At 61.2% G+C, this 21298-nt stretch carries 19 protein-coding genes and 3 pseudogenes; 9 read left to right on the top strand and 13 right to left on the bottom strand.

Going from position 1 to position 21298, the window contains the following annotated elements:
* Nucleotides 1–18: 18 nt before the first annotated feature.
* The 3 genes and pseudogenes from QM780_RS06270 to QM780_RS06280 all read right to left on the bottom strand — a co-directional run.
* Nucleotides 19–273: pseudogene (locus QM780_RS06270) on the bottom strand (phage tail tape measure protein); the annotation flags it as partial.
* Nucleotides 264–1286, bottom strand: a pseudogene (locus tag QM780_RS06275) (terminase large subunit domain-containing protein); the annotation flags it as partial. The pseudogenes QM780_RS06270 and QM780_RS06275, both read right to left, overlap by 10 nt.
* Nucleotides 1287–2146: 860 nt before the next feature.
* The gene (locus tag QM780_RS06280) at nucleotides 2147–2668 is read right to left on the bottom strand and encodes a YcgN family cysteine cluster protein (RefSeq protein WP_415069624.1); all 522 of its coding nucleotides are present in this window, start codon (nucleotides 2666–2668) and stop codon (nucleotides 2147–2149) included.
* A gap of 216 nt (nucleotides 2669–2884) precedes the next feature.
* Here QM780_RS06280 and QM780_RS06285 point away from each other — a divergent pair, with 216 nt between their 5' ends.
* The 3 genes from QM780_RS06285 to QM780_RS06295 are packed head-to-tail and all read left to right on the top strand — an operon-like array spanning nucleotide 2885 to nucleotide 6446.
* Nucleotides 2885–5206: a PBP1A family penicillin-binding protein gene (locus tag QM780_RS06285; protein WP_415069625.1), complete on the top strand. Its 2322-nt coding sequence runs from the start codon at nucleotides 2885–2887 to the stop codon at nucleotides 5204–5206.
* 29 nt (nucleotides 5207–5235) lie between these two features.
* A complete protein-coding gene (locus QM780_RS06290; RefSeq protein WP_415069626.1) occupies nucleotides 5236–5892 on the top strand; it encodes a DUF1214 domain-containing protein in 657 nt (218 codons plus the stop codon).
* Nucleotides 5889–6446, top strand: a complete 558-nt coding sequence (locus QM780_RS06295; RefSeq protein WP_415069627.1) for a hypothetical protein — start codon at nucleotides 5889–5891, stop codon at nucleotides 6444–6446. Before QM780_RS06290 ends, QM780_RS06295 begins: the two co-directional genes overlap by 4 nt.
* A 192-nt stretch (nucleotides 6447–6638) precedes the next feature.
* Here QM780_RS06295 and QM780_RS06300 read toward each other — a convergent pair whose 3' ends face one another.
* From QM780_RS06300 to QM780_RS06310, 3 genes are all read right to left on the bottom strand, one after another.
* On the bottom strand, nucleotides 6639–6830 hold the full coding sequence (locus QM780_RS06300; protein ID WP_415069628.1) for a hypothetical protein: 192 nt from the start codon (nucleotides 6828–6830) through the stop codon (nucleotides 6639–6641).
* A gap of 212 nt (nucleotides 6831–7042) precedes the next feature.
* Complete coding sequence (locus tag QM780_RS06305) at nucleotides 7043–7387, bottom strand: DUF1491 family protein (protein ID WP_415069629.1); 345 nt, start codon at nucleotides 7385–7387, stop codon at nucleotides 7043–7045.
* Between the two features lie 33 nt (nucleotides 7388–7420).
* Nucleotides 7421–8149: a peptidoglycan-binding protein gene (locus QM780_RS06310; RefSeq protein ID WP_415069630.1), complete on the bottom strand. Its 729-nt coding sequence runs from the start codon at nucleotides 8147–8149 to the stop codon at nucleotides 7421–7423.
* Nucleotides 8150–8410: 261 nt separating this feature from the next.
* Here QM780_RS06310 and QM780_RS06315 point away from each other — a divergent pair, with 261 nt between their 5' ends.
* Both QM780_RS06315 and QM780_RS06320 read left to right on the top strand, forming a co-directional pair.
* The gene (locus QM780_RS06315) at nucleotides 8411–8803 is read left to right on the top strand and encodes a DUF5330 domain-containing protein (RefSeq protein ID WP_415069631.1); all 393 of its coding nucleotides are present in this window, start codon (nucleotides 8411–8413) and stop codon (nucleotides 8801–8803) included.
* A 108-nt stretch (nucleotides 8804–8911) separates the two neighbouring features.
* Entirely contained in the window at nucleotides 8912–9343 is a 432-nt protein-coding gene (locus QM780_RS06320; RefSeq protein WP_415069632.1) for a SufE family protein, read from the top strand.
* Between the two features lie 36 nt (nucleotides 9344–9379).
* On the opposite strand, the gene QM780_RS06325 is transcribed toward QM780_RS06320, so the two are convergent.
* Together QM780_RS06325 and QM780_RS06330 are read right to left on the bottom strand one after the other, a co-directional pair.
* A complete protein-coding gene (locus tag QM780_RS06325; RefSeq protein ID WP_415069633.1) occupies nucleotides 9380–9949 on the bottom strand; it encodes a DUF6456 domain-containing protein in 570 nt (189 codons plus the stop codon).
* Nucleotides 9940–10377, bottom strand: coding sequence for a helix-turn-helix domain-containing protein (locus QM780_RS06330; protein ID WP_415069634.1), 438 nt, complete (start codon nucleotides 10375–10377; stop codon nucleotides 9940–9942). The genes QM780_RS06325 and QM780_RS06330 overlap by 10 nt, the downstream gene beginning before the upstream one ends.
* Before the next feature lie 318 nt (nucleotides 10378–10695).
* Here QM780_RS06330 and QM780_RS06335 point away from each other — a divergent pair, with 318 nt between their 5' ends.
* A complete protein-coding gene (locus QM780_RS06335) occupies nucleotides 10696–10944 on the top strand; it encodes a hypothetical protein (RefSeq protein WP_415069635.1) in 249 nt (82 codons plus the stop codon).
* A gap of 38 nt (nucleotides 10945–10982) precedes the next feature.
* Here the strand turns inward: QM780_RS06335 and QM780_RS06340 are convergent, their stop codons facing one another.
* A complete protein-coding gene (locus QM780_RS06340; RefSeq protein WP_415069636.1) occupies nucleotides 10983–11390 on the bottom strand; it encodes a MucR family transcriptional regulator in 408 nt (135 codons plus the stop codon).
* Nucleotides 11391–11737: 347 nt separating this feature from the next.
* Here QM780_RS06340 and QM780_RS06345 point away from each other — a divergent pair.
* Nucleotides 11738–13910: pseudogene (locus QM780_RS06345) on the top strand (S9 family peptidase).
* 40 nt (nucleotides 13911–13950) lie between these two features.
* Here QM780_RS06345 and QM780_RS06350 read toward each other — a convergent pair.
* On the bottom strand, nucleotides 13951–15747 hold the full coding sequence (locus QM780_RS06350; protein ID WP_415069637.1) for a hypothetical protein: 1797 nt from the start codon (nucleotides 15745–15747) through the stop codon (nucleotides 13951–13953).
* 146 nt (nucleotides 15748–15893) lie between these two features.
* On the opposite strand from QM780_RS06350, the gene QM780_RS06355 reads away from it, so the two are divergent.
* Both QM780_RS06355 and QM780_RS06360 read left to right on the top strand, forming a co-directional pair.
* Complete coding sequence (locus tag QM780_RS06355; protein ID WP_415069638.1) at nucleotides 15894–16367, top strand: hypothetical protein; 474 nt, start codon at nucleotides 15894–15896, stop codon at nucleotides 16365–16367.
* Nucleotides 16368–16638: 271 nt separating this feature from the next.
* Complete coding sequence (locus QM780_RS06360) at nucleotides 16639–17223, top strand: cytochrome P460 family protein (RefSeq protein WP_415069639.1); 585 nt, start codon at nucleotides 16639–16641, stop codon at nucleotides 17221–17223.
* A gap of 23 nt (nucleotides 17224–17246) precedes the next feature.
* Here the strand turns inward: QM780_RS06360 and QM780_RS06365 are convergent, their stop codons facing one another.
* The 3 genes from QM780_RS06365 to QM780_RS06375 all read right to left on the bottom strand — a co-directional run bounded on the left by QM780_RS06365 (nucleotide 17247) and on the right by QM780_RS06375 (nucleotide 20854).
* Entirely contained in the window at nucleotides 17247–18737 is a 1491-nt protein-coding gene (locus tag QM780_RS06365; RefSeq protein ID WP_415069640.1) for an adenylate/guanylate cyclase domain-containing protein, read from the bottom strand.
* A 195-nt stretch (nucleotides 18738–18932) separates the two neighbouring features.
* On the bottom strand, nucleotides 18933–19163 hold the full coding sequence (locus tag QM780_RS06370; RefSeq protein WP_415069641.1) for a hypothetical protein: 231 nt from the start codon (nucleotides 19161–19163) through the stop codon (nucleotides 18933–18935).
* A gap of 356 nt (nucleotides 19164–19519) precedes the next feature.
* The gene (locus QM780_RS06375; RefSeq protein WP_415069642.1) at nucleotides 19520–20854 is read right to left on the bottom strand and encodes a hypothetical protein; all 1335 of its coding nucleotides are present in this window, start codon (nucleotides 20852–20854) and stop codon (nucleotides 19520–19522) included.
* Between the last annotated feature and the right edge of the window lie 444 nt (nucleotides 20855–21298).

A 21298-nucleotide genomic window follows, 5' to 3' on the forward strand; every position in this document is an offset into this window, starting at 1 on the left:
ATCCCGACGAAGAGGGTGCTAAAGATTGCGCTGACCTGATGCGGCGGCGCGGGCGATCATCGCGGCGATCTGCGATTGCGAACGGCTGAAGCTCTGCGCATCGGGCGTCGAAATGTTGATGGTGACGTGCTGGCCGCCGCCTCCCGAATTCGCAACGCCAAGCCGGCCATCGGGTCCGCGCGTCAGCGGCATGATCGCTTCCGGCCCTCTCTCTCCCGCGAGCCCGGTGGCGCCGCCTGCGAGCGGAAACGAGATCGGACTTGCGATGCTGCCGTTGCAGTCACCGGAGGGTCGAGCGCGACGACGATGCGCTGCATGTCGGGTGCGGGTTCGACGCGCGCTTCCTCGATCCAATGCCTGCGCCACAGGCCGTCGCTCGCGTCTTCGACGATTTCGCCCAGCAGTTCCTGACGGCCGATGGCGGAGCCGGCATAGCGGCGTGTCATCTCGGCGAGGAATGATGGCGCGAGGTTGGTCGCGTTGTCGGCTGTGGCGAGATTGACGGTCACGGTCGCTTCATCCGCCATGATCTGTTTCAACAGCTTCGTGTTGCGCGGCGTCGTCGTCACGCACACGCGCGGCACGTCGCCGAGGCGCAGCGCGAACTGGAGCATGTCCCAGGCCTTCTCGGCGCCGCGCCATTTGGCAAGTTCATCGCACCACGCGGCCGTGAACTGCGGGCCGCGCAGCGCTTCGGCTTCATCGGCCGAAAACAATTCAGCAATCGCGCCGTTCGGCCATGTCAGGCGTCGCTTCGATGGTTCGAACGTCGGCCGCTCGTGCGCCGGATGGATCGCAAGCAAGCCGGATTCGCCCTCGATCATCACGTTGCGGACGTCGGCGAGCGTTTTGCCGACCAGTGCTATGCGCGCTGGTGGGCTTTTCGATTGCGCCTTCCGACTCGCGTTCCGCGAGCCGGCCGGAAGGCGCGGGCTTGGGTCTTCGTTCTTTGTTGGCGCCGCGGACGAATCCGTGTCCTCGCCGCACGCGAGGCTTCTCACCCATTCCGCGCCGGCGCGGGTCTTGCCCGAGCCACGACCGCCGAGAAGCAGCCAGACGCGCCAATTTTTGATTGCGCCTTCCGACTCCCGTCCGGGGAGCTGGCCGCCGGGCGCACTCGATGTTGCGCGCGGCGCCAGCTGATCATCCCGCGCCCAGATCTCCCAGTCGTGGGCGATGAACTCGAGCTCGGCGCGCGTCAGCTCATTCAGATCTTCGGCCAGACGCCCGCTTGCGATTGAGACGCTCAAGACGTTCCGCAATCTCGCGGCGTAGGTCTTCCGCATGGGCGAGCGCCTCCTTGCTCTTGGCGTCGCCTCCCGTCGTCTTTCGCTTCGTCATCTGGCGTTGCATATCAACGGCTTTCTCCAAGGCATTGACCATTTGCGACAGAGCACGCGATGCGCGCTCGCGATCCTGGGACGTCAGTCCCTTTTGCTTTTCGAGCTTCGTCAGCTCGCCGTCGATCGTGTTGTAGACGCGCTGGACGAGGGACTTCTTTGTTGGCGCCTTCCGACTCCCCTCCGGGGAGCCGGCCGGAAGGCGCGGGCTTACGTCGTCGTCTTTCGCTGGCGCTCGACGACTCGCGTTCGGCGAGCCGGCCGAGTTTTTTGTTTGTCCGCGGCGACTCTCCTTCGTCGAGTTCGGCCGCCGCGGATGGAGCTGTTTCGTCGTCTGTCGTTGTCGGCTGCGCCGCTGCGCTTTTCGATTTGGCGGCCGGTTTCGTTGGCTTTGACGGCTTCGGCTTCGCGCCGTTGGCGGCCGAGCCTTTCGTCGCGCGCGCAACCGATGCCGCCATGCGCCGCCCGACCTTTTCGAATTTTGATTGGGGATCCGCGAGGTGCGATCGAGGCAGGAGAAACTGCCTTTCACACTTTTCGCATCATACGCAAATGATGCCTTACAAGCGTCGCGCTGTCAATGGGAAAAACGAACTAATGCATTGAATAGCTTACAGAAATTACCTAGAGCCGTGAAAATCTTCCAGTATATCCGAGCCCCAGCGAACGGGGATAAGTTTGTGCGTTTTTTGAATGGTAGCGTGCACGCCTGCATCCAAGACGTCATGCCCGCGAATGCGGGGATCCGCCCCAATCTCCGGCTTGGCGGGATCCCGACCTACGCCGGGATGACGGTGAATGGACCGCTATTTCTTCCGATTTCTCGCATCGGACCCTTCGCCACGGCGACGCGCACGTGGTGGCGCTTCGGCTTCGTCGGGGAGATCGGGAATGATGTATTTCCAATAGTTCTCCTGCTTCACGCGACGCTCGGTCATCGCGAAGCTGCGAACTGAGATGCCGGCCTGATGCACCGTTTCAGGCGTGCCGGAGACGAGCGGATGCCACCACGGCAGATCACCGCCCTCGCCGACGATGCGGTAGGCGCAGGTTTTCGGCAGCCACGACAACTCTCGGGCGCGGGCGATGTCGATCTCGAGGCAATCGGGCATCTTCTGGAAGCGGTTCGGATAGTCCTTGCAGCGGCAGGTGCGGACGTCGAGCATCGCGCACGACAGGCGGGTCAGGTAGATCTCGGCCGTATCCTCGTCCTCGAGCTTGACGAGGCAGCAGCGTCCGCAGCCGTCGCACAGGGCCTCCCACTCGTCGCGATTCATCGCTTCGAGGGTTTTCGTGCGCCAGAACGGTGGATCGTTGCCGTCCAACATCAGGTGTTGCTCTTCCCTTCCCGGTGCGGCCGGGATAACCACAATTTTGTCGACTTGCGACGCGTATCGTCCGCAAACTGGTGATGCGGCGCATCCGGCGGGACGCGTCGCAATTGCTGTTGCGAAATAGATTCTCGCTGTAAAGGGCTTAAGCCCGCGTCTCGTCAGTGACAAGAGCGGCGTAATGCGACCGACGCGGCCAAGGGGTGCAGCTTCTTGAACGACTGGTTTCACAAGCAGGGCGGCCGGGATCGTTTCATCGATTGGCTCGCTCTTGATTCGAAACTCAATTCCGCGCTCGGGGAAGCGTGGTCGCGCGTGAAGGATTACTGGAACGCGGGGTCGAGCTATTTCGCGCGCTTCCAACTGGTGGGCTGGCGGCGGCTGCTCAACGAATTCGCGTCCGAAAGCCTGACGATGCTGTTCGGCGGCTTCGTCGTGCTTTACGGCCTGGCGCTGCCCGCCTTCCAGGAGTTCGACGAAAGCAAGTTTCTGACCGGGCGCTACGCCGTGACCTTCCTCGACGTCAACGGCAACGAGATCGGACGGCGTGGCATTCTGCACAACGACTCCGTTCCGCTGAATGAAATTCCCGACGTTCTGATCAAGGCGACGCTGGCAACCGAAGACCGGCGCTTCTTCGAGCATTACGGCGTCGACGTGTTCGGCACCTTGCGCGCGCTCGTCACCAACGTGCAGGCGAATGAAGTCGTGCAAGGCGGCTCGACGCTGACGCAGCAGCTCGCCAAGAACCTGTTCTTGTCGTCGGAACGCTCGCTTCAGCGCAAGATCAAGGAACTGTTCCTATCGTTCCTGCTCGAAAGCCGGTACTCGAAGAAGCAGATCCTGAAGCTTTACTTCGATCGCGCCTACATGGGCGGCGGCACATTCGGCGTCGAAGCGGCGTCGCAATATTACTTCGGCAAATCGGTGCGCGACATCAGCATGGCGGAAGCCGCCGTGCTTGCGGGTCTGTTCAAGGCGCCGTCGAAATATTCGCCGCTCGTCGATCTCGCGGCATCGCGCGCCCGTACCAACCAGGTTCTCGATAACCTCGTCGAGGCCGGGTATTACACCGCCGGCCAGGTGCACGCGGCGCGCATGAGCCCAGCGAAGATCGTCGAAGCACGGGCGTCGACGAGCCCGGACTGGTTCCTTGACTGGGCATACGAAGAAATCCAGCGCATCGCCGAGGGCAAGAACCAATACGTGCTGACGGCGCGAACGACCATCGATCTCACGCTTCAGCGGCAGGCGGAGGAAGCCCTCGCCGCCGCGCTGCGCAAGGAAGGACGGGACAACAATTTCCATTCCGGCGCCATCGTCGTCATGGAGACCGACGGAAAGGTGAAGGCGATCGTCGGCGGACCGGACTACGGCGAAAGCCAATTCAACCGGGCTACGCACGCCAAGCGCCAGCCGGGGTCATCGTTCAAGGTCTACGTCTACGCCACCGCGATGGAGAACGGCTATACGCCCGAAACCATCGTTCGCGACGCATCGCGCTCGTGCGGAAACTGGTCGCCGTCGAACTACGGCGGCGGCGGCGGTTCGGGCGGCCGGCTGCCGCTCTGGGAGGCGTTGGCGCGCTCGCTCAACACAGTGGCGGCCGAATTGTCGTTCGCGGTCGGGCGTGAAAAAGTCATCGAGATGACGAAGCGGCTCGGCATCGAAGGCGTCAAGAAAACATGCTCGATGGCGCTCGGCGACGGCGGCATCACGGTACTGGAGCATACCGGCGGTTTTGCGACCTTCGCCAATGGCGGCAAGCTCGCCAAGCCCTACGGCATCCTCGACATCACGACATCGAAGGGTGATCTGCTCTATTCGCGCGAACGCGACGAGCCGCCTGCGCCGCAAGTCCTTTCCCGGCACGTCGCCGAAGAGATGAACGTCATGCTCAATCGCGTCGTGACGCAGGGCACCGGCGGCATGGCCAATCTCGATTTCACCAACGTCGCGGGCAAGACGGGAACCTCGACCGGCCCGAAGGACGCGTGGTTCATGGGCTTCACCGGAAAATACGTGGCGGGCGTCTGGATCGGCAACGACGACAACAGGCCGATGCGAGCCGGCGTAACAGGCGGCCATCAGGCGGCGCCGATCTGGCATGACGTCATGACCGTCGCTCATACCGACATGAACATTCCGACGATCCCCGGCCTCGCGCCGCATCCGCGACAGGTCGAGGAACAGCAACGGCTGGCGCAACTCCGGGCGCAACAAGTCGCGGCGGGGCTCGAGCCGGCGCAAGCGTCCGACGCTCAGAAGCCGCAGAGCATCATGCCGCCGAAGACGCGCGAGGCGCTCAAGGTCTTGATCGCGGCGCTGCGCAAGGCAAACGACGAAGGTCCGGCACCGGCTCCTGGAAATGGCGGCGCTTCACAGCTGCCGATGCCTGCCGATCCAAAGGAGCCGCAGCCGACGGCGGACAAGCCTGACCGGCGCGCATTGCTCGATACGTCTCATGATGATCTTTCGATTCCAGCAGCCGGGGCGGCTCCGGTATCGAAAGCCTCAGCTGCCGCGTTGCCCTGAATACGGATGCGATAGGAAAGCGGACAAACGTGGCAACGATCGAATTGGAGCCAGCATCGATACAGTCGAAACTGAGCGTCGCACGCGCGATCATCGGCATCATCGTCCGTGCGATCACGGTGCTGCTGACGATCATGCTTGCGATCGCGATCGGGCTATGGTCGAGCCGGTACATGGTTTCGCGAGGATCGCCGCTGTCGGTTGCGACTTACGGGCCGTGGCAGCAATGGCCGAACATCGGTCGCGACGATGCCGATCCCTACACCAAAGCGCACATGGTCACGACCGGAAAGCTTCGCATCGGTTCCGACAGCGCCGGCATCTTCGAAGCGCGAACGGACTCCGATGGCGCGCGACTGCATTCGTCGTGCAATTACGTCATCGACGGTGCCAACATGCGCGGATTGTGGTGGAGCCTCGCGGTGTTCGATGCGCGCGGCAATCTGATCGGCAACGACGCGGATCGCTACGAATTCACCGCCGATACCATCGCGCCCAATCCGAACGGCTCATTCGTCGTTACGCTCGGTCGTGACGCGCGGCCCGGCAACTGGCTGCCGACGAGCGGCGCCGGCCGGCTGGTTTTGGTTTTCACGGTGCTCGATCCCGCCACCGGGCTTTCCGCGGAGGAACGCGCGGAGCGCAACAAGCATCTGCCGATCATCAAGCGCGAGGGCTGCTCATGAGGCTGCTGCGGAGCTTCGACTGGCGTTTGCTGCTGATCTTCTTCGCCGTGCTCGCGATCGTGCACATCGTCGCGACTTTTCTTGCGGTCAACGACACGCGCGGGTCGGCCTATTGGCGGCTCGCGCATGCGTTCGCGAAAAACAAGATGACGATCGCGCAGGAGGTTGCGCCGAAGCGGCAGCCGCTACCGTTCCTGGCACCCGACGCGCGCTACGCGATCTGTCCGTTCGAAACGGCGAACGGGACGCTGCGGGTTCGCGCGCTGCTGCCGGATCTCGGATGGACGGTCGGCGTCTATGCGCCCGACGGGACGAACCTTTATTTCGCTGCCGCGTCGGCCGACCGCGAGACGACGATCGATCTTTCGATCATTCCGTCGGATGAACGATTTCTCGGATTGCCGAGCGTGAATGCTGCCAACACCGACCCGCAGCAAACGATAGCCGCGGAAAAAGGTCTTATTGTCGTTCGCGCACCCGACAAAGGTGAACCCTACCGCGCCGACGAGCTTGCAGCGCTTGCCAAGGCGTCGTGTTCGCTCGGCGGGGCTTGATGAGGTCGCGGATGACGGCTTTAGCGATGACGGTGCCGTATCGCTTTTTGTCGCCGTCGGTTTAGGCCGAAGTCCACCGTTCAGGCGTGCCAGGGCGCAGTTCAAATAAGAAGCTTGGCCCGATCGCGGCCTGGAGCGGAAAGAAATTGAGATGCGCGACGATGGCGCAGCAGTTATCGGCGCGAGAGAGACTCAGCTTTCGTAATCGGGCTCTTCGCGGTGGCGCCTGGCCTTGTTCATGTCTTCCAGGCTCTCCTCTCCCTGCCGCTCGTAGCGGACGCCGGGAAAGAAAACGATCTCTGCCGACGCCGCCGCTTCGCATGCGGCCAGCATCGACGCCGCGGTAGGTCGCGGCACTGATTTGAATTCCAGTATCGTCGCCATGCGCATTCCCCCAAAAGCGCGAGCTTCGCTCACGCCACGCGGCACTCCCCGCCTAGAAGGCACCCGCCACCGGGATCCGATACGCGAAACCGATGTGGCGAATATGCGCTGCGGCCGCCAGAATCATCGCATCAGATGAATTACAGTCGTCCACAAGTTAAAGGATTGTAAACACGAAATTCGACTTCGCGCAGATGCGCCACGCGCTGTTGCTATTTCATCAATTCATCGCCGAGGAAGTTGCGACCTTCGCGATCCTCGATCTCGACGACCCAGATGTCGCTGTCAAAACTCGCCTCGCGTTTCAACATCGCTTCGGCTTCGAACTCCGGCACGAAGCCGTCCTTGAAGCGCGACACCCAACGGCGATCGATGTCGGCGTCATCGAGACCTGCAGGCGCGGGAGAGAACACAGCGGCGGCGCCGTCGGCTCGTACGATCTTGATGAAGATCGCACCGGCATCATCGTCGCCGTGGCGCGCGATTACACCCATCGCGCCATTGAACTGGCAGCGGCGCAGATAGGCTTTGACCCAGATTTCTGATTTGAGGCGCATGGCGCTACGTTAGCAGGAGAGGCCCGAAAATCTCTAGCGCGCCGATGCCTTGGCGATAGCCGCGCGGCGCGCCTTGGGTTCGCTCTTCAGGCGCAACAGCCGGCTCACCATCGGGGCGGAGATGCGGCCGCTGATCTTGAGTTTCTGATCGGTCTCGAATTCGCGAATGGCACGGGCGAATTCAGGCGTCAGAGCGGAACCCGGCACACCAGTCTGATATCCAAGCGCCGAGAGCTGCTGCTTCACCGTGCGCACGAGGCTTTCGGCGTCCGGCGTCATCGTCTTGCCCGGTCGCGCGGGATTGGCCGCGAGCGAAGAAGAGCCGAGGATCAGCTGACTCAAAAGCTGGTCGCTTGGCTCGCTCGTAAGCACCAGGCCGTTATCGTATTCGTAGGCGAAGATCGCAGCGCGCGTGACGAGGCCAAGCATTCCGTCGGCCGGGCCCGGCTCATAGTTGATGGCGTTGAGTTCGCGCTGCACGCCTTTGGTGATGTCGGCGCGGTTGGCGTCGTCCGTGGTTCCAAGTGGCGCGGGCGGCAAAGTGCCGGCATCCGCAGTCGACTTGTCGGCGCCAGGGCCTGGCGCCGTCGGGCCAAGCTCGATGCCCGGGCCGTCGACCCAAGCGGTGCGGTCGGTGATGCCGCCCGTTTCGATCGCGTTGGCCTTGTTCCCGGAATTCTGGAAGACGAGCATATTGAGGGCGACGCTGGTGGTTGCCAGCAGCGACAGGATAGTTGCGAGCTTGCGGTCCCTCTCAGTCATCGTCTGCCCTCTTCTACGCGCGCCCCTCAAACGGCGAGTATCATTACCAGCCGTTAAGACGTCCTTAACTGTCGAAGAAAATGGCTTTCCGATTCGTTAATCTGCGCTTTCGCATTTTGCGAAAATGCCCGTCAAATTGTGCGTCGCGGGCTAGCTTAACCTTGATACGCAACTGGTATCGATAGTGGCGAGGGAAAGTCCTCGTTCCATCCGCTTCCCCGTCCGGCATGACGCCGGACGTTAGATGCGAAGGTTTGTGTCATGGGTTTGTTGCGTATTGCTACAGTCGCCGCGATCGGGATCGCGCTGCTTCCCTCCGACAAGGAACAGCAGCAGCGGCTCTACGAACGCGCGGGCGCAACGGCCGAATGGGTCGTCACCTTTTGCGACCGGAACGCGACGGTGTGCACGAAGAGCGCCGAGTTGTGGACCCAATTCGTGGCCAAGGCTCAGTTCGGCGCGCAGCTCGCCTACGAGATGGCGCGCGAGCGCTACGCCAGCGGCAGCATGAGCACCGCAAGTCTGAAGCTCGACGACAATGGCCGCGGCAAGGGCATCGCGCCGGCGTCGCTCGAGCGCGACAGCGGCACGTTGACGCCATTCGATAAAACGCCGGATTGGCGCGGCAAGCAGACGAGCCACAGCGGCATCTGACCGGCGAACCGGCCGAAGACCGCCTTCCGGCCTTGCCCTTTTACCGGCGCGGCCCCTATGTGTAGGGCGAACGGGCCGCCGCTTGCGGGCCGAAGCCGGATTTTCCTGATGACGCTTGAAGACATTCGCGCCGATTTCGCGCTCCTCGATGATTGGGAGGACCGCTACCGCTATGTCATCGAGCTCGGCCGGGCGCTGCCGCCCTTCCCCGAAGAGCTGCGCACCGACGCCAACAAGGTTCGCGGCTGCGCCAGCCAGGTATGGCTCGCGACCAAACGCGTCGGCGTCGCGGGTAAGCCCAGCGCGAGCGACAGGCTCGAGATGCAGGGCATGAGCGACGCGCACATCGTGCAGGGTCTGATCGCGCTGCTCTTCATCATCTACGAGGGCAAGACGCTGGACGAAATTCTCAAGACCGATGCCGAAGGGATTTTCGCGAGCCTCGGCCTCAAGGAGCATCTGACGCCTCAGCGTTCCAATGGTCTTGCGTCGATGGTGAAGCGCATTCGCTCGGACGCGGCAGAGATGCTCGCGGCTTGAACTCGCTGCCCTGGATGGCCGGGTCACGCCCGGCCATTATAGCGCGGGGTCGATCTCCGGCCGGTAGTCGCTCGTGCCCCAGTGCCTGACGCGAACCGGACGATCGTCGCGTGGCAGCGCGGATGGCAGAAGCCCATAGTGACGCGCGAGCTGCCGAAGCGCGATCTGCAGTACGATCTTGCCCGAGCGCTGCGGCCAGCCGCTGGCCTTCTCGCTCGCTTCCAGACCGCGCAGATGGCAGCAGACGTCGATCAGGACGTTGGCGAGATCGGGGCCGACGGCTACGAGCGCGCGCTTCACACGCTCCTGCGCGGCGACGACGGAATCTCTGATTTCGGGGCCGATATCGGGCGCGCCTTTGCCGCCACCGCCACCGGAGAGAAGCAGCGACCAGTTCGCGGTAGTGCGCGGCGTCATCTGCGCGAACCAGAAATCGGCGCGAAGCCTTTCGCCGGCATCGAACTCGGTATCGGCGATCATCGGCTGGCCGTCCTTATCCTTGCGGCGGGCGAGCCACGCGAGAGGGCTTTCGGCGAGGTTACGTGCCGGCGCGGTGCAATCCTGGGCGGTTTCCGCTGTCCGGCGGCGAAGCGATCTTACAGCCATTCGTGGTCCTCGTTTGCTTTGATAGCGTTGATCCGATCGCGTATCGGATTGCGAAGCACGAGCGTCGGCATCGCCCAACCCAATATGTCTAATGCGCGGTCGAAACTCGGATCGTCGCGGCGGTATTCGACCTTCAGGCAGCCGTGCGCGACGGTGGTGCGGTCGCGACCGAACATGGCGCCGACTTCCGTCAGCGTCATTCGACAGCAGACATGGGCGAGATACATCGCGACCTGGCGCGCCTCGGCGATATCGCGGACACCACGCGAGCAGCTCCAGAGGCTTCCGGCATCGACTCCGAAGACGTTCGATATCGCAAGATCGATCGCGATCCGCGCCTGCCGGTGGCGCAAGCTTTCGAGCGCTTCGTGAGATGCGGCCGTGCGACGGCGCATCTTCAGTGTCGAAGAAAGCGAAGCCTGTAACATCTATCCTTCCCGTGGCTCCAATCGCAGCCCACTGACAGTCGTTGAGGTGCAAGCCCGCGCCGTTGATGGCGGTAGTTGTATCGTTCGCGAGTAGAATACGAGCGCTCCAAACAGCGGGGATAAGTTTTTTTTTCGATGTCGTCGTTCACCTTAGCGGCGACGAAATCGGAAAAGTTATCCTCGCCTCCCGCGACGGCTTCACAGTCGTCGGCCATGAAGAAGCTCGTTCCGAAACGGTACATACCCACAGCCGCGAACACGCGGCCCGGCATCAGTCGCAAGGCAGAGTCCAATTGCAGCAACGGGCCGAGGGAATTTTTGCCTGTCTGGCCGAAGGATCTGAGCGACAGGTCGCGCGAAGGGAGATTAAAGCTGATTGCCGTTATCGAGCGTGAGCTGAGACGCGAGCGACGGCGCGGCGCCTCAGGCAATCGCGCTTACGATATCGCGCGGCACGCGCATCTGGTCCAACTGCTGAGACAGGAACGCGCCGAATTCTCGGTGTTCGAGCGAAGCGGTCTTACGGCGCTCGCAAAACGGTTCTCGACTTTCACGAAGCCGATGTGATTTGCAAAAAGGCAGGAAGAAAAAGTCGGGCGAGGAAACTATTTTTCTCGCCGCGTACCGAGGCCCATCTTCTTGGCGAGCTGCGAGCGGGCGTTGGCGTAGTTCGGCGCGACCATCGGATAATCCGGCGGCAGACCCCACTTCTCGCGATATTCTTCCGGCGACAAGTTGTAGTGCGTCCGCAAATGCCGCTTCAGAGATTTGAACTTCTTGCCGTCTTCGAGGCAGATGATGAAGTCCGGCATGACCGACTTCTTGACTGCGATCTTGGGCTTCGACTCTTCGCGCTCCGGCGGAACGGTCCGGCCGGCAGCGCGGCTGAGGGCGGCGTGTGTTTCGGCGATAAGACCAGGAAGCTCGGTCGAGGCGATCGAATTGTTGCTGACGTAAGCGGCAACGATCGTCGCGGTGATCGTCACGAGCTCAGGCGGAGCTGAACTGTCCATTTGATTGTCTTCCGCTTCATCCAACGATCGAGAAACCCGCCCGGACCGCCCGTCCATGTCGACACCCCGCCGCTGTATCGCCGCCGTCGGCGACGTGAGTCCGGATTCCCAATATCAAGAACGTAGAAAACAAGATCAACTCGGCTTCACTTGCGAAAGCTTTGACTACAGGACGACTTCATTGTCAATCTCCGCTCGAGATTAGATTACGACATTGCTAATTCTTGACGCGACCCCCGCTCCATTTGACCATTACTCTATAGTCTGCGCCGCGTTGACGGAAGGCGCCGGGCGGCGGAGAAGAATGCGCCCAAACCAAATTCAAGCGTCGAAAGGTGTGCCGACCGATGACTGGTGCGAAGATTGACCGATCCGACAAGGCCGCGCTGGCGGAGGAAGCAATTTCGCCTGAGCCGCCCGTCGCCAAGCGCCTGCCAGTCGTTTCAATACACCACGGCGTTACCCTTACCGACGACTACGCATGGATCAGGGCCGGCAACTGGCAAGAGGTCATGCGCAAGCCGGACACGCTCGATGCCGAAATCAGGGGCCATCTCGAAGCCGAGAACGCCTATACCCAGGCAATGATGGCCGACACGGAGCCGCTGCGCGAAGAATTGTTCCGGGAGATGAAGGCGCGGCTCAAAGAGGATGACCAGCAGGTTCCGCAGCCGGATGGGCCGTATGAATACTTCCCGCGCTTCGTCAAAGGCGGCCAGTACGCGCAGATGTGCCGGATTGCGCGCGGCGGCTCGGTTGCCGATGCGCAGGTCCTGCTCGACGGCAACAAAGAAGCGGAGGGCAAGCGCTATTGGGATCTCGGGGCGACGGCCCATACTGAAGATCACACCCTGCTCGCCTATGCGACCGACGACAAAGGCTCGGAGCTTTACACGGTTCGGATTCGTGACCTTGCGAGCGGGCAGAACCTCGCGGACGAGATTCCGGATACGCATGGCAGTCTCGAATGGTCGAGCGACGGGCGGACGCTTTTCTACATCAAGGTCGATGAGCACCAGCGGCCGCTGTTCGTCTACAGCCACAAACTCGGCACGCCGGTTTCGGAAGACAAGCTCGTCTACGAGGAAAAGGATTCCGGGTTCTTCGTTGGACTGTCGTCGACGCAATCGCGCAAGTTCATCCTTATCGACATTCACGACCACGATACGAGCGAAGTCCGGCTGATCGACGCAGACAAGCCGGACGCTGCGCCTCGAACTCGTTGCCGCCCGGCGCGTCGGGCATCAGTATAGCGTCGAGCACCATGGGAATAATCTCGTCATCGCGACGAATTCCGATGGCGCAGAAGATTTCCGTGTGGTTATCGCGCCGGCGGACACTCCTCAGGAAGCGAACTGGCGCGAGATCGTTGCGCACAAGCCGGGGCGGCTGATCCTCGATGTCAGCGTGTTTCAAAATTTCATGACACGGCTCGAGCGTGAAGAGAGCCTGCCGCGCATCGTCGTTACGCCGATCGCGGCGGCGACGACACGCGCCGACAAGTTCTTGGATCAGGGCGGCGAGCACACGATTGCCTTCGATGAAGAAGCCTACGCGCTCGGCATGGGCTCGGGCTACGAGTTCGACACGACGCGCATCCGCTTCACGTATTCCTCGCTGACGACGCCGGCGGAGACTTACGACTACGACATGGCGACGCGCGAACGCACGCTTCGCAAGCGGCAGGAGATCCCGAGCGGACACAATCCGGCAGACTACGTGACGCGCCGCCTGCTGGCGCCCGCCAAGGACGGCGCCCTCGTTCCCGTGACGCTGCTCTACAAGAAGACGACGCCGCTCGATGGCTCGGCGCCGCTGTTCCTCTATGGCTACGGCGCGTACGGCATCGCGATGCCCGCCTCGTTTTCGACGGCGCGGCTGTCGCTGGTCGATCGCGGTTTCATCTTTGCGATCGCCCACATTCGCGGCGGCAAGGACAAGGGCTACCGGTGGTACACCGACGGCAAAATGAAGAAGAAGAAAAACACGTTCACCGATTTTATTGCGGCGGGCGAGCATCTCATCGCACAGGGCTTCACGAAACAGGGACGGATCGTTGCCAACGGGGGCTCGGCCGGGGGCATGCTGATGGGCGCTATCGCCAACATGGCGCCCGACCTTTTCCTCGCCGTCATCGCTGACGTGCCGTTCGTCGATGTTCTCAACACCATGCTCGACAAGGACTTGCCGCTGACGCCGCCGGAATGGCCGGAGTGGGGAAATCCGCTCACCAGCAAAGACGATTTCGACTACATCCGCAGCTATTCGCCGTATGACAACGTCGAAGCGAAGGATTATCCGCACATCCTCGCGCTCGCCGGGCTGACCGATCCGCGTGTCACCTACTGGGAGCCGGCGAAATGGATCGCGAAGCTCAGGGTGAAAAATACGAGCGGCAATCTCGTGCTGCTCAAGACGAACATGGGCGCGGGCCATGGCGGCGCGTCAGGCCGCTTCGATGGCTTGAAGGACACAGCCTTCAATTTTGCGTTCGCTCTGAAGATGGCGCAGGTGGCATAAAACCGAGGACGACGATCGAGCCTGTATCGCCGCTCGCGTTTCAGTTCGGCGCACCCACGTCATGTGCAGCGGTCAGGACTTCCGATTGACGGACGCCGTCCATCAAGCTCGCGATGTCGGCATCTCGCATGTTCCACAGACGAAACCACTGCATGAACGTCTCGCCCGTCGCATCGGGCTGTTCGACGAGCAGCTTGTGCCATGCCGCGAGCGCGTCGGCCTTGCGCCCGAGCCGACCGTAAATGGGGATGTATTCGATGTAGATATAGAACGTTTGCTGATCTGAGCTTTGTCTCAGCATCGTCAGGGCGCGCTGCGCATCGCCTTTCAAATAGGCGTCGATCGCTACGGTCGACTGATACCAGCCCGTCGCCGCGTAGGAATTGAGAGTGTTGGCTTTCTCGACAAGTGCGACGCCGCGCGTCCAGTCTCCGGACTTGGCGTACATCGTGCCGATGGCTGCCAGAATTTCCGCGTCGTAGGGCGCGAGGCGCAGCGCTTCTTGCGCATGTCGTTCGAAGAGATCCATCTGGCTGGTCCAGAAGTATGCGGCTGCGGCGACCATCCGGGCACGGGCATCGACCGGATCGATCTGAACGGCCTTGACGGCTTGCGCGATGATCTCGTCTTGCGGGTCGGGTTTTAAATCGAAGCGAAAGACCCAGCCGATTGCCGACAGGTAAGCCAATTCACGCAGTGCGCGTGCGTTCATCGGATCGAGCGCGATGGCTTGGCGGAGAAGGCCCTTTGCAGTCGCGAACGTCTCGCGGCTCCATTCCGGCCGCATCGCGTCCTGAGCGCGGAGCACCAAGTCGTAGGCCTTAATCTCATCCTGGCTCTTGCGCTTGGCCGAACTGCTTTCGGCGACGCTGATGACGCCGTAACCGCCGGTCAACTTCGCGACGATTTCGCTGACGATTGCGTCCTGGACCACGAGCAGATCGGACATCTGGCGATCAAGGCGGTCGGCCCAGACGTGTTGTCCGGTCTCGGCATCGATCAGCTGGGCCGTGACCCGAAGCCGGTCGCCCGAACGCTGGATGCTTCCTTCGAGAACGTAGTTTGCCTTGAGTTCGTGTCCGAGCGTCGTCGCGTTCATGGGCTGCCCCTTGAGGGGGAACGTCCGGTCCCGGGAGAGAACAACGAGATCGCGTGCACGTGAGAGCTCGGTCAGGATATCTTCGGTCAGACCGTCGCTGAAGTATTCCTGTTTCGGATCGCCGCTCAGGTTGGCAAAGGGCATCACCGCGACGACCGGCCCCTTCGAGCCATCGATGGGTGTGGAGACCGATGGCGAGCGCACCGCGCTCTGCCACCACACGAACGATCCGATCGCCGCGGCCAAGAACGCTGCGATGATGACGTTGCGCCGCGGCGGTAGATTGTTCGCCTTGGGCGCCAGATGCTGAACCTGGCTTTGCGTCCCCGGCTCGTCCGCACCGGAATCATTATGCGGCGGAGCGGGTTCGAGTGGCGGCTCGCGAAAGTCAAAGACCGGCTCGTAGCTGCCCTTCGGCAAGTCGATCAAGACAGGATCGGTGGCGCCCTCGCCGTAATAATAATCCCTCAGCTTGTCTCTGAGGCGCCCGGCTTCGACACGGACGACGGGATCGATAGCCGGATCGAAGGATGCCTGGCGGTCAAAGACTTCAACTGCGATCGTGTAGCCCTTCAGCCGTTCGGCACGACCGGCGAGCGCTTCCTCGACGAGAAATTCCAGAAAGCGCCGCCGACGCTGCGACTGCTGAAACGAACTGCTGTTCACGACGCGATCGAGTTGCGCGCGGATCGCTCGCTGCTGAGGCTCACTCCAGTTATGCGCACCCCTGGCGGACATAACGAGTTACTCCGAAAGTATTTATTCGCCAATGATTTGGGTTCAATATTCGATACCAACGACACTGTTACATACTAGGACCGAAGACACCCAGCTGTCACTTCTCGTGCCGGCCGATAGGCCTCATCGCACGAAAGGACAGCGCCATGGATTACAGATCATCGCTGATTGTTACGTGTACAGCGTTTCTTGTCATCGGGTCCGCCGCCGCGCACGCGGGCCAGACCATCAAAGAAGACGGCATCATCGTCTGCGCCACCGACAAGTGGGACGAGAAGGAAGTCGAAAAGGGGCACAAGCTGGTCGACGCCACGAGCCGCTGCGTTCTGCTTTCCGATGCCGACAAGACCTATAAGGTCAGCGAGGCGTGCGCCGCCAAATACGAATACCTGCCGGATGGTAGCTGGAAGGGCAACGGAACCTGCACCGACACGCACCCCGGCGGCGACAAGGTCTTTCTCACTTACACAGAGGGTTCCGATCTCAAAGAGTATACGTTTCAAAAGACCGGCGGCACCGGGAAATATCAGGGCGCCAGCGGCGGCGGCACCTACATGTACGAGGGCCTGACCGATACGCTCTTTGCCGGACGATACAAAGGCACGATCGTGTTGCCCTGAACGACGGGTTCTGTGCCTCTTCAATACTTGAAGTTATATTGCTTGCAATTTTGCATTCATTTACGGGCGGCCGATGTCCAACAACGTCGGCCGCCTCGCAATTTGCGATCTGTGATAACGTCGACGAGGCGTCATGATGGGGAACCTCTCGACAAAGTCGTTCGAGGCGCTAATCTCCGCCTATTGATCGTCAATCTCGAAGTCCCGACCAACACGTCTTCCAAGCATACCGGCCGCGGAATTCTCCCGAGCCAGATCTGGAGGCTAGAACATGTTGCGTGCTTCGTTGACCCATCCGACAAAGATCGAACCCGCTGCCTCAGTCGCGATGATTTCCATGCTACTGATCGCCGGTGGCGGGCTGGCGCTTGCGGCGTCCGACAAATACAGCGCGAAAGTTCCGGGTGGCCTCTCGTTCTCCGAATTCCGCGGATATGAGGACTGGCAGACCGTCGCCGTCAGCCAGACAGAGAGCGCGATGGCCGTGATCCTCGCCAATCCGGCGATGATCGAAGCCTATCGCTCGGGCATTCCCGAAAACGGCAAGCCTTTCCCGGAAGGGTCCAAGATCGCGAAGGTCCATTGGACGCCGACGCAGAGCAAAGAGTCGCCCTCGCCCGCGACGGTGCCCGGCGAATTGCAAAACGTCGACTTCATCGTGAAGGACAGCAAACGGTTCGCGGACAGCGGCGGCTGGGGATACGCAGCCTTCATCTACGACCCAAAATCGGATTCGTTTTCACCCGCCACCACGGCCGACTCTCCGCCGCAAGAGAACGACGCCAAGTGCGGGTATGCGTGCCACACGATCGTGCAGGCAAAGGATTATATCTTTACGGCATATCCTAAGCGTTAGCGGCGCAGGTTCCCCCGCGTGGCTCAATGCACGCGCGTAACAGGGTATGCCGGCTCCCACTCGCCTGTTCCCAGGCGTCCGGTCGCAACGAAGGCTCCTGAGGGCAAAACTTCGTACGAGCCGCCATCGGTGTAACCGCTCGTCGCCTGTATCGACCATTTGCCGTTACTGGCATCGAACCGTCCATGATGCGACGGAGCGCCGTCCGATGCCTCGCTATGAAAATCGTAGGTGCCGTTATCGCGGGTCACCCAGATCCAATGACCGCGTGGGACGGTCAGGACCCATGCCCCAAGGGTTGCGGGATCGATATCGACTGAAGAGGGAGCGGCTGGATCGGCCCCGCTGGACGGGCCCTCGCCCGCCTTGCACACCGCAGGAACCATTGCTTGCAGGTTCGGCAGATACCGCATGCAGTCCTTGGCCTCGCTCATCTCTCCAGACACCCGCCCCGTCATTGTCGGGCCTTGGCCGATCCATTTGTAATCTAGCGTCGCACCATCTGCGCCGGCGACGGTCAACTCGATCTCGGCGGTGCGGCCGCATGTGGAGCCTTTGGTGATTTTCTCTCGAAAGACGTAGGCCGGTCCGCGGCGCAGAAGGTACTCCAATGTTCCGGTGCAGTTTACGTCCGGATAGCTCACCGTGCCTTTGCCAACGCTCTGAAGTGAGATGTCGACGTTATATTTTCGACCGCCACTTTCTCCGACGATGCCCTTCCACTCACCGGCCAACTGGCGGTCGGCGCCACTCTCCGTTTGGTTGGTATTGGCAGTGGGACGCGTGTCCGGGATTGTCGCGGCGGCTGGGGATGCTTGAGCGACTGCTTGGGGCGGCTTGGGCTGAGCGACAGGGGCTGCGGCGCTCACGCCTTCGGTTGCGTTGTGACGCAAGGCGACGAAAGCGACCAATCCCAATGCGGCGACCGCCGCGGCCGCAGCACCCCGCCAAACGCGATTTTGATACGCCCCGAAGAGCCCCGCTGCTTTCGGCGTTCCCAATTGTTCGAGCGAGACCGTGTAGGCGTGGATGCGATCCGGCAAATTCTTGAGTTGCTGCTCGCCGACGTCGGCGAATTTCAGGGATATCTTGTTCGCCACCGCTTCATGGACTGAGCGAGAGACGCAGATGCCTCCGACCGGCGCGATGCCCTCGAGGCGGGACGCGATGTTGACGCCCTCGCCGAGAAGGTCGCCCTCGCGCTCGACCACGTCACCAATGGTAATGCCTATCCTGAAGTTCATCTGCCGGCTCGGCGGATAAGCGAGATTTCGCGTCCGGAGACTTTCCTGTGTGTCGACGGCGCAGCGAACGGCATCGACCGCGCTGGCAAACTCGGCGAGGATGGCGTCGCCGGCGGTGTTGAATATCCGGCCACCGAAGCGGGTAATGAAATCGCCGAACACCGCCCGGTAATTTGCCAATCGGCCGAGCGTTTCCTCTTCGTCATCACCGACGAGTTTGCTGTAGCCGACGATATCGGCCGCAAGGATCGCTGCGATCTTCCGTTTCATGTCGGACCTGGCGCCTGATCTACCGACAGAGGAGAATAGCCTGGGCGGACTTATCTGTCAGCGTACAGACTTCGAAGGCAAATCAACGCTCAAGGCTTGGCGTAAGGGCGATGGGACCCCGTATCAACGATTGCCCCTAAAAACAGAAAGGCCCGCAGAGGCAGGCCCTTCATTCCATTCAATACGGGCTTCCGACTACATCGAGATCTTGGGCTTGACCTCGTTGGTGCAGGTCCATTTTTTCGCGAAATAATCTTTGTGCTGCGTTTCCCAGTCATGCACGAGATCGAACGTGAATTTCGCGCATAGGGTCGGCGTGATGCCGAAGCGAAAATCTTCCTGCGGGGCGACGGGAATGGTGAAGTCCTCGCAGAAGTCCGGATTGCTGTGAAGGCAGCCTACGATCAGAACATGAATGAGCAGCATCGGCGTCTCTCCAGGTTGCCGCTTGCCGATCGGGAAGCAAGCGAAGCAGCGCGTATTGCCGAGGAGAGCAGAGAGCCTTGAACCGGATGGAATGCTCGCACGATCACCTCGTTTGCCCACGTTGGTGAGCAGTGATCCCTTCGAGCGTGCCTCCAAACATCCCAGGTCCGTTGAGGTAAGGCCGGGCTGGAATTCAGGCTAAGCCAGGAAGATTTTGCAACTCAATAAAGAAAATTGCCGCATCCACCGGGAATTTGTCGGATGCGATGCCGTTTGAACGTGGAGCCGTCTCTCCTTCATCCCCCAAAAACAAAAAGGCCCGCCGAAGCGGGCCTCTCGTTTCTAGAAAGCAGCGCTTAGGCTGCAACCGTGCCGAAGATAGGCGATTTCGTAGCCTCCTCGAGTGCCATGTCGGATTTGAGTGCGATACCGATATACCGGACTCTGCCGGCCACTTTCTCCTTTTTCACGCCAAGCTCGGCGAATTCACGTGCGAAGCTCGGAAGTGCTGCAGGCTCCTTGTTCTTAGATTCACACCAAGAGCAGTAGTCTTCATAGAGTTCAGTAGCCGTTACGCTTGATCCATCACGGACCTCGATATTCTCCTTGTAGAAACGTTCGGTGTTGGTTTCCGGAGCGAGACGCCGAACTGGCGCCGCGACCCGGCTCTCGGCAACCTTCGTCTCAGCCTGATGCACTTGTGCGGGCTGAGCTTCGATTGCGCGCGCCGGGACAACTGGGGCTTCGAGAGGGATCTCGAGCGACCGGTTGTCGTTGGCGCCAGAACGCGGCCTTTTCTGCTGAACGGTAACCGGTGTGAGCACCGGAACCGCCACCGCTGCCGCAGCGGTGTTTGCCTCCATCTGCGCCAACTTTGGCGAGACGGGCTTGGGCAGGCGATCATACAGTCGCCACTGGCTGAATGCGACGTACATGCCGAATCCAGACCCGATCTCGAGCAGCAGCGCGACGAACAGCGTCAACGCCATCTGCACGTTGTCGATCTTCACGTTCGGGAAGAACGCGTTGACAAGCTCGGTCAAAACCTTCGCTTGCGGGTCGGCTTCGGAGAGCGCAGGCGTACCTGCAGTCGCATCCACCTTTGCCTTGAGTTCGGCGATACGGGCATCGGCCTGCTTTGCTGAACTTGCCGAAGCAAGCTCCGCCTCAAGCGACGTCAACTGCTGGCAGAGCGTGCGCTCCGACTTCGAGTTGACGGCCGTGCAGCCGTTCGACCACTTCCAGGCTTTCTGGAGCTTCACGCCGTCGATCTCGCTCTGCACCGTCTCGTAGGGACGATGCTGGGGGATCCAGCCTGCCTGCTCTTCGGCACGCTTCAGCTCGCTTCTCAGGTCCTGATAAGCTTGAGCTTCCTGTGCGCGATGCCCGGTCGTATCGAAGCGGTTCAACGCCGCGTGACCGAGTGCGGAGGTCATCGAGTAGGCCGTCACGACCACCCAGACCAACGCGGACGCTGCCGCTTGCGACCAAATTCGATTTCGTACTGCGGCAAAGAAGAAAAACGGTACCAATGCCTTCATGCAGTCGGCGGCAGCGGAAGCCGCCCCGTAGATTTGGCCATCGAGCTCGGTTCGTCCGAGACTGAAGCCAAAACGCCAGTTCATTGCAGCGGATACGGCGAGCAATACGCCGGCTGCAAGAACCCCCAACACGCCTAAAACGTGTCTCATCGTGTGCCCTCTCCTGTGAGGACCGATCGGCTACGCGGTTACGAGACCGGCCATTTCGTTGTGGTCCAAGCGAGCAGAGGGATGCCGCCGACCAAGCTCCGGAACGCCAACGGGCGAGATTGCAGACAGTGTCCGTTCGTTCGGCTGTGAGCTCCGATGTCATCCCCATGACGATCGGCAGACGAGCGACGCGAAGACCGCACAATCACGCAAGCCAGAGCTGCAACCTTCGTTACCGGCAGGAAACTTCCGCCACGATTTCGCCGCAAGAAATCAGGGTGGAAAACTTGTGCCTCGATGCCGACGCGAAGGTGGAAAACTAACTGGAATTAAACTCCCCTCTGTTTCTGGGTAGCTGAGTCGGATGGCTATGGGAAATGTGAATCGATAGCGGAATCAGAATTCTAGAAATCCGTGCTCGCTATGACGCGCATGTCATATGAC

This window comes from Hyphomicrobium sp. (assembly GCF_047600905.1).
GTDB lineage: Bacteria > Pseudomonadota > Alphaproteobacteria > Rhizobiales > Hyphomicrobiaceae > Hyphomicrobium_B.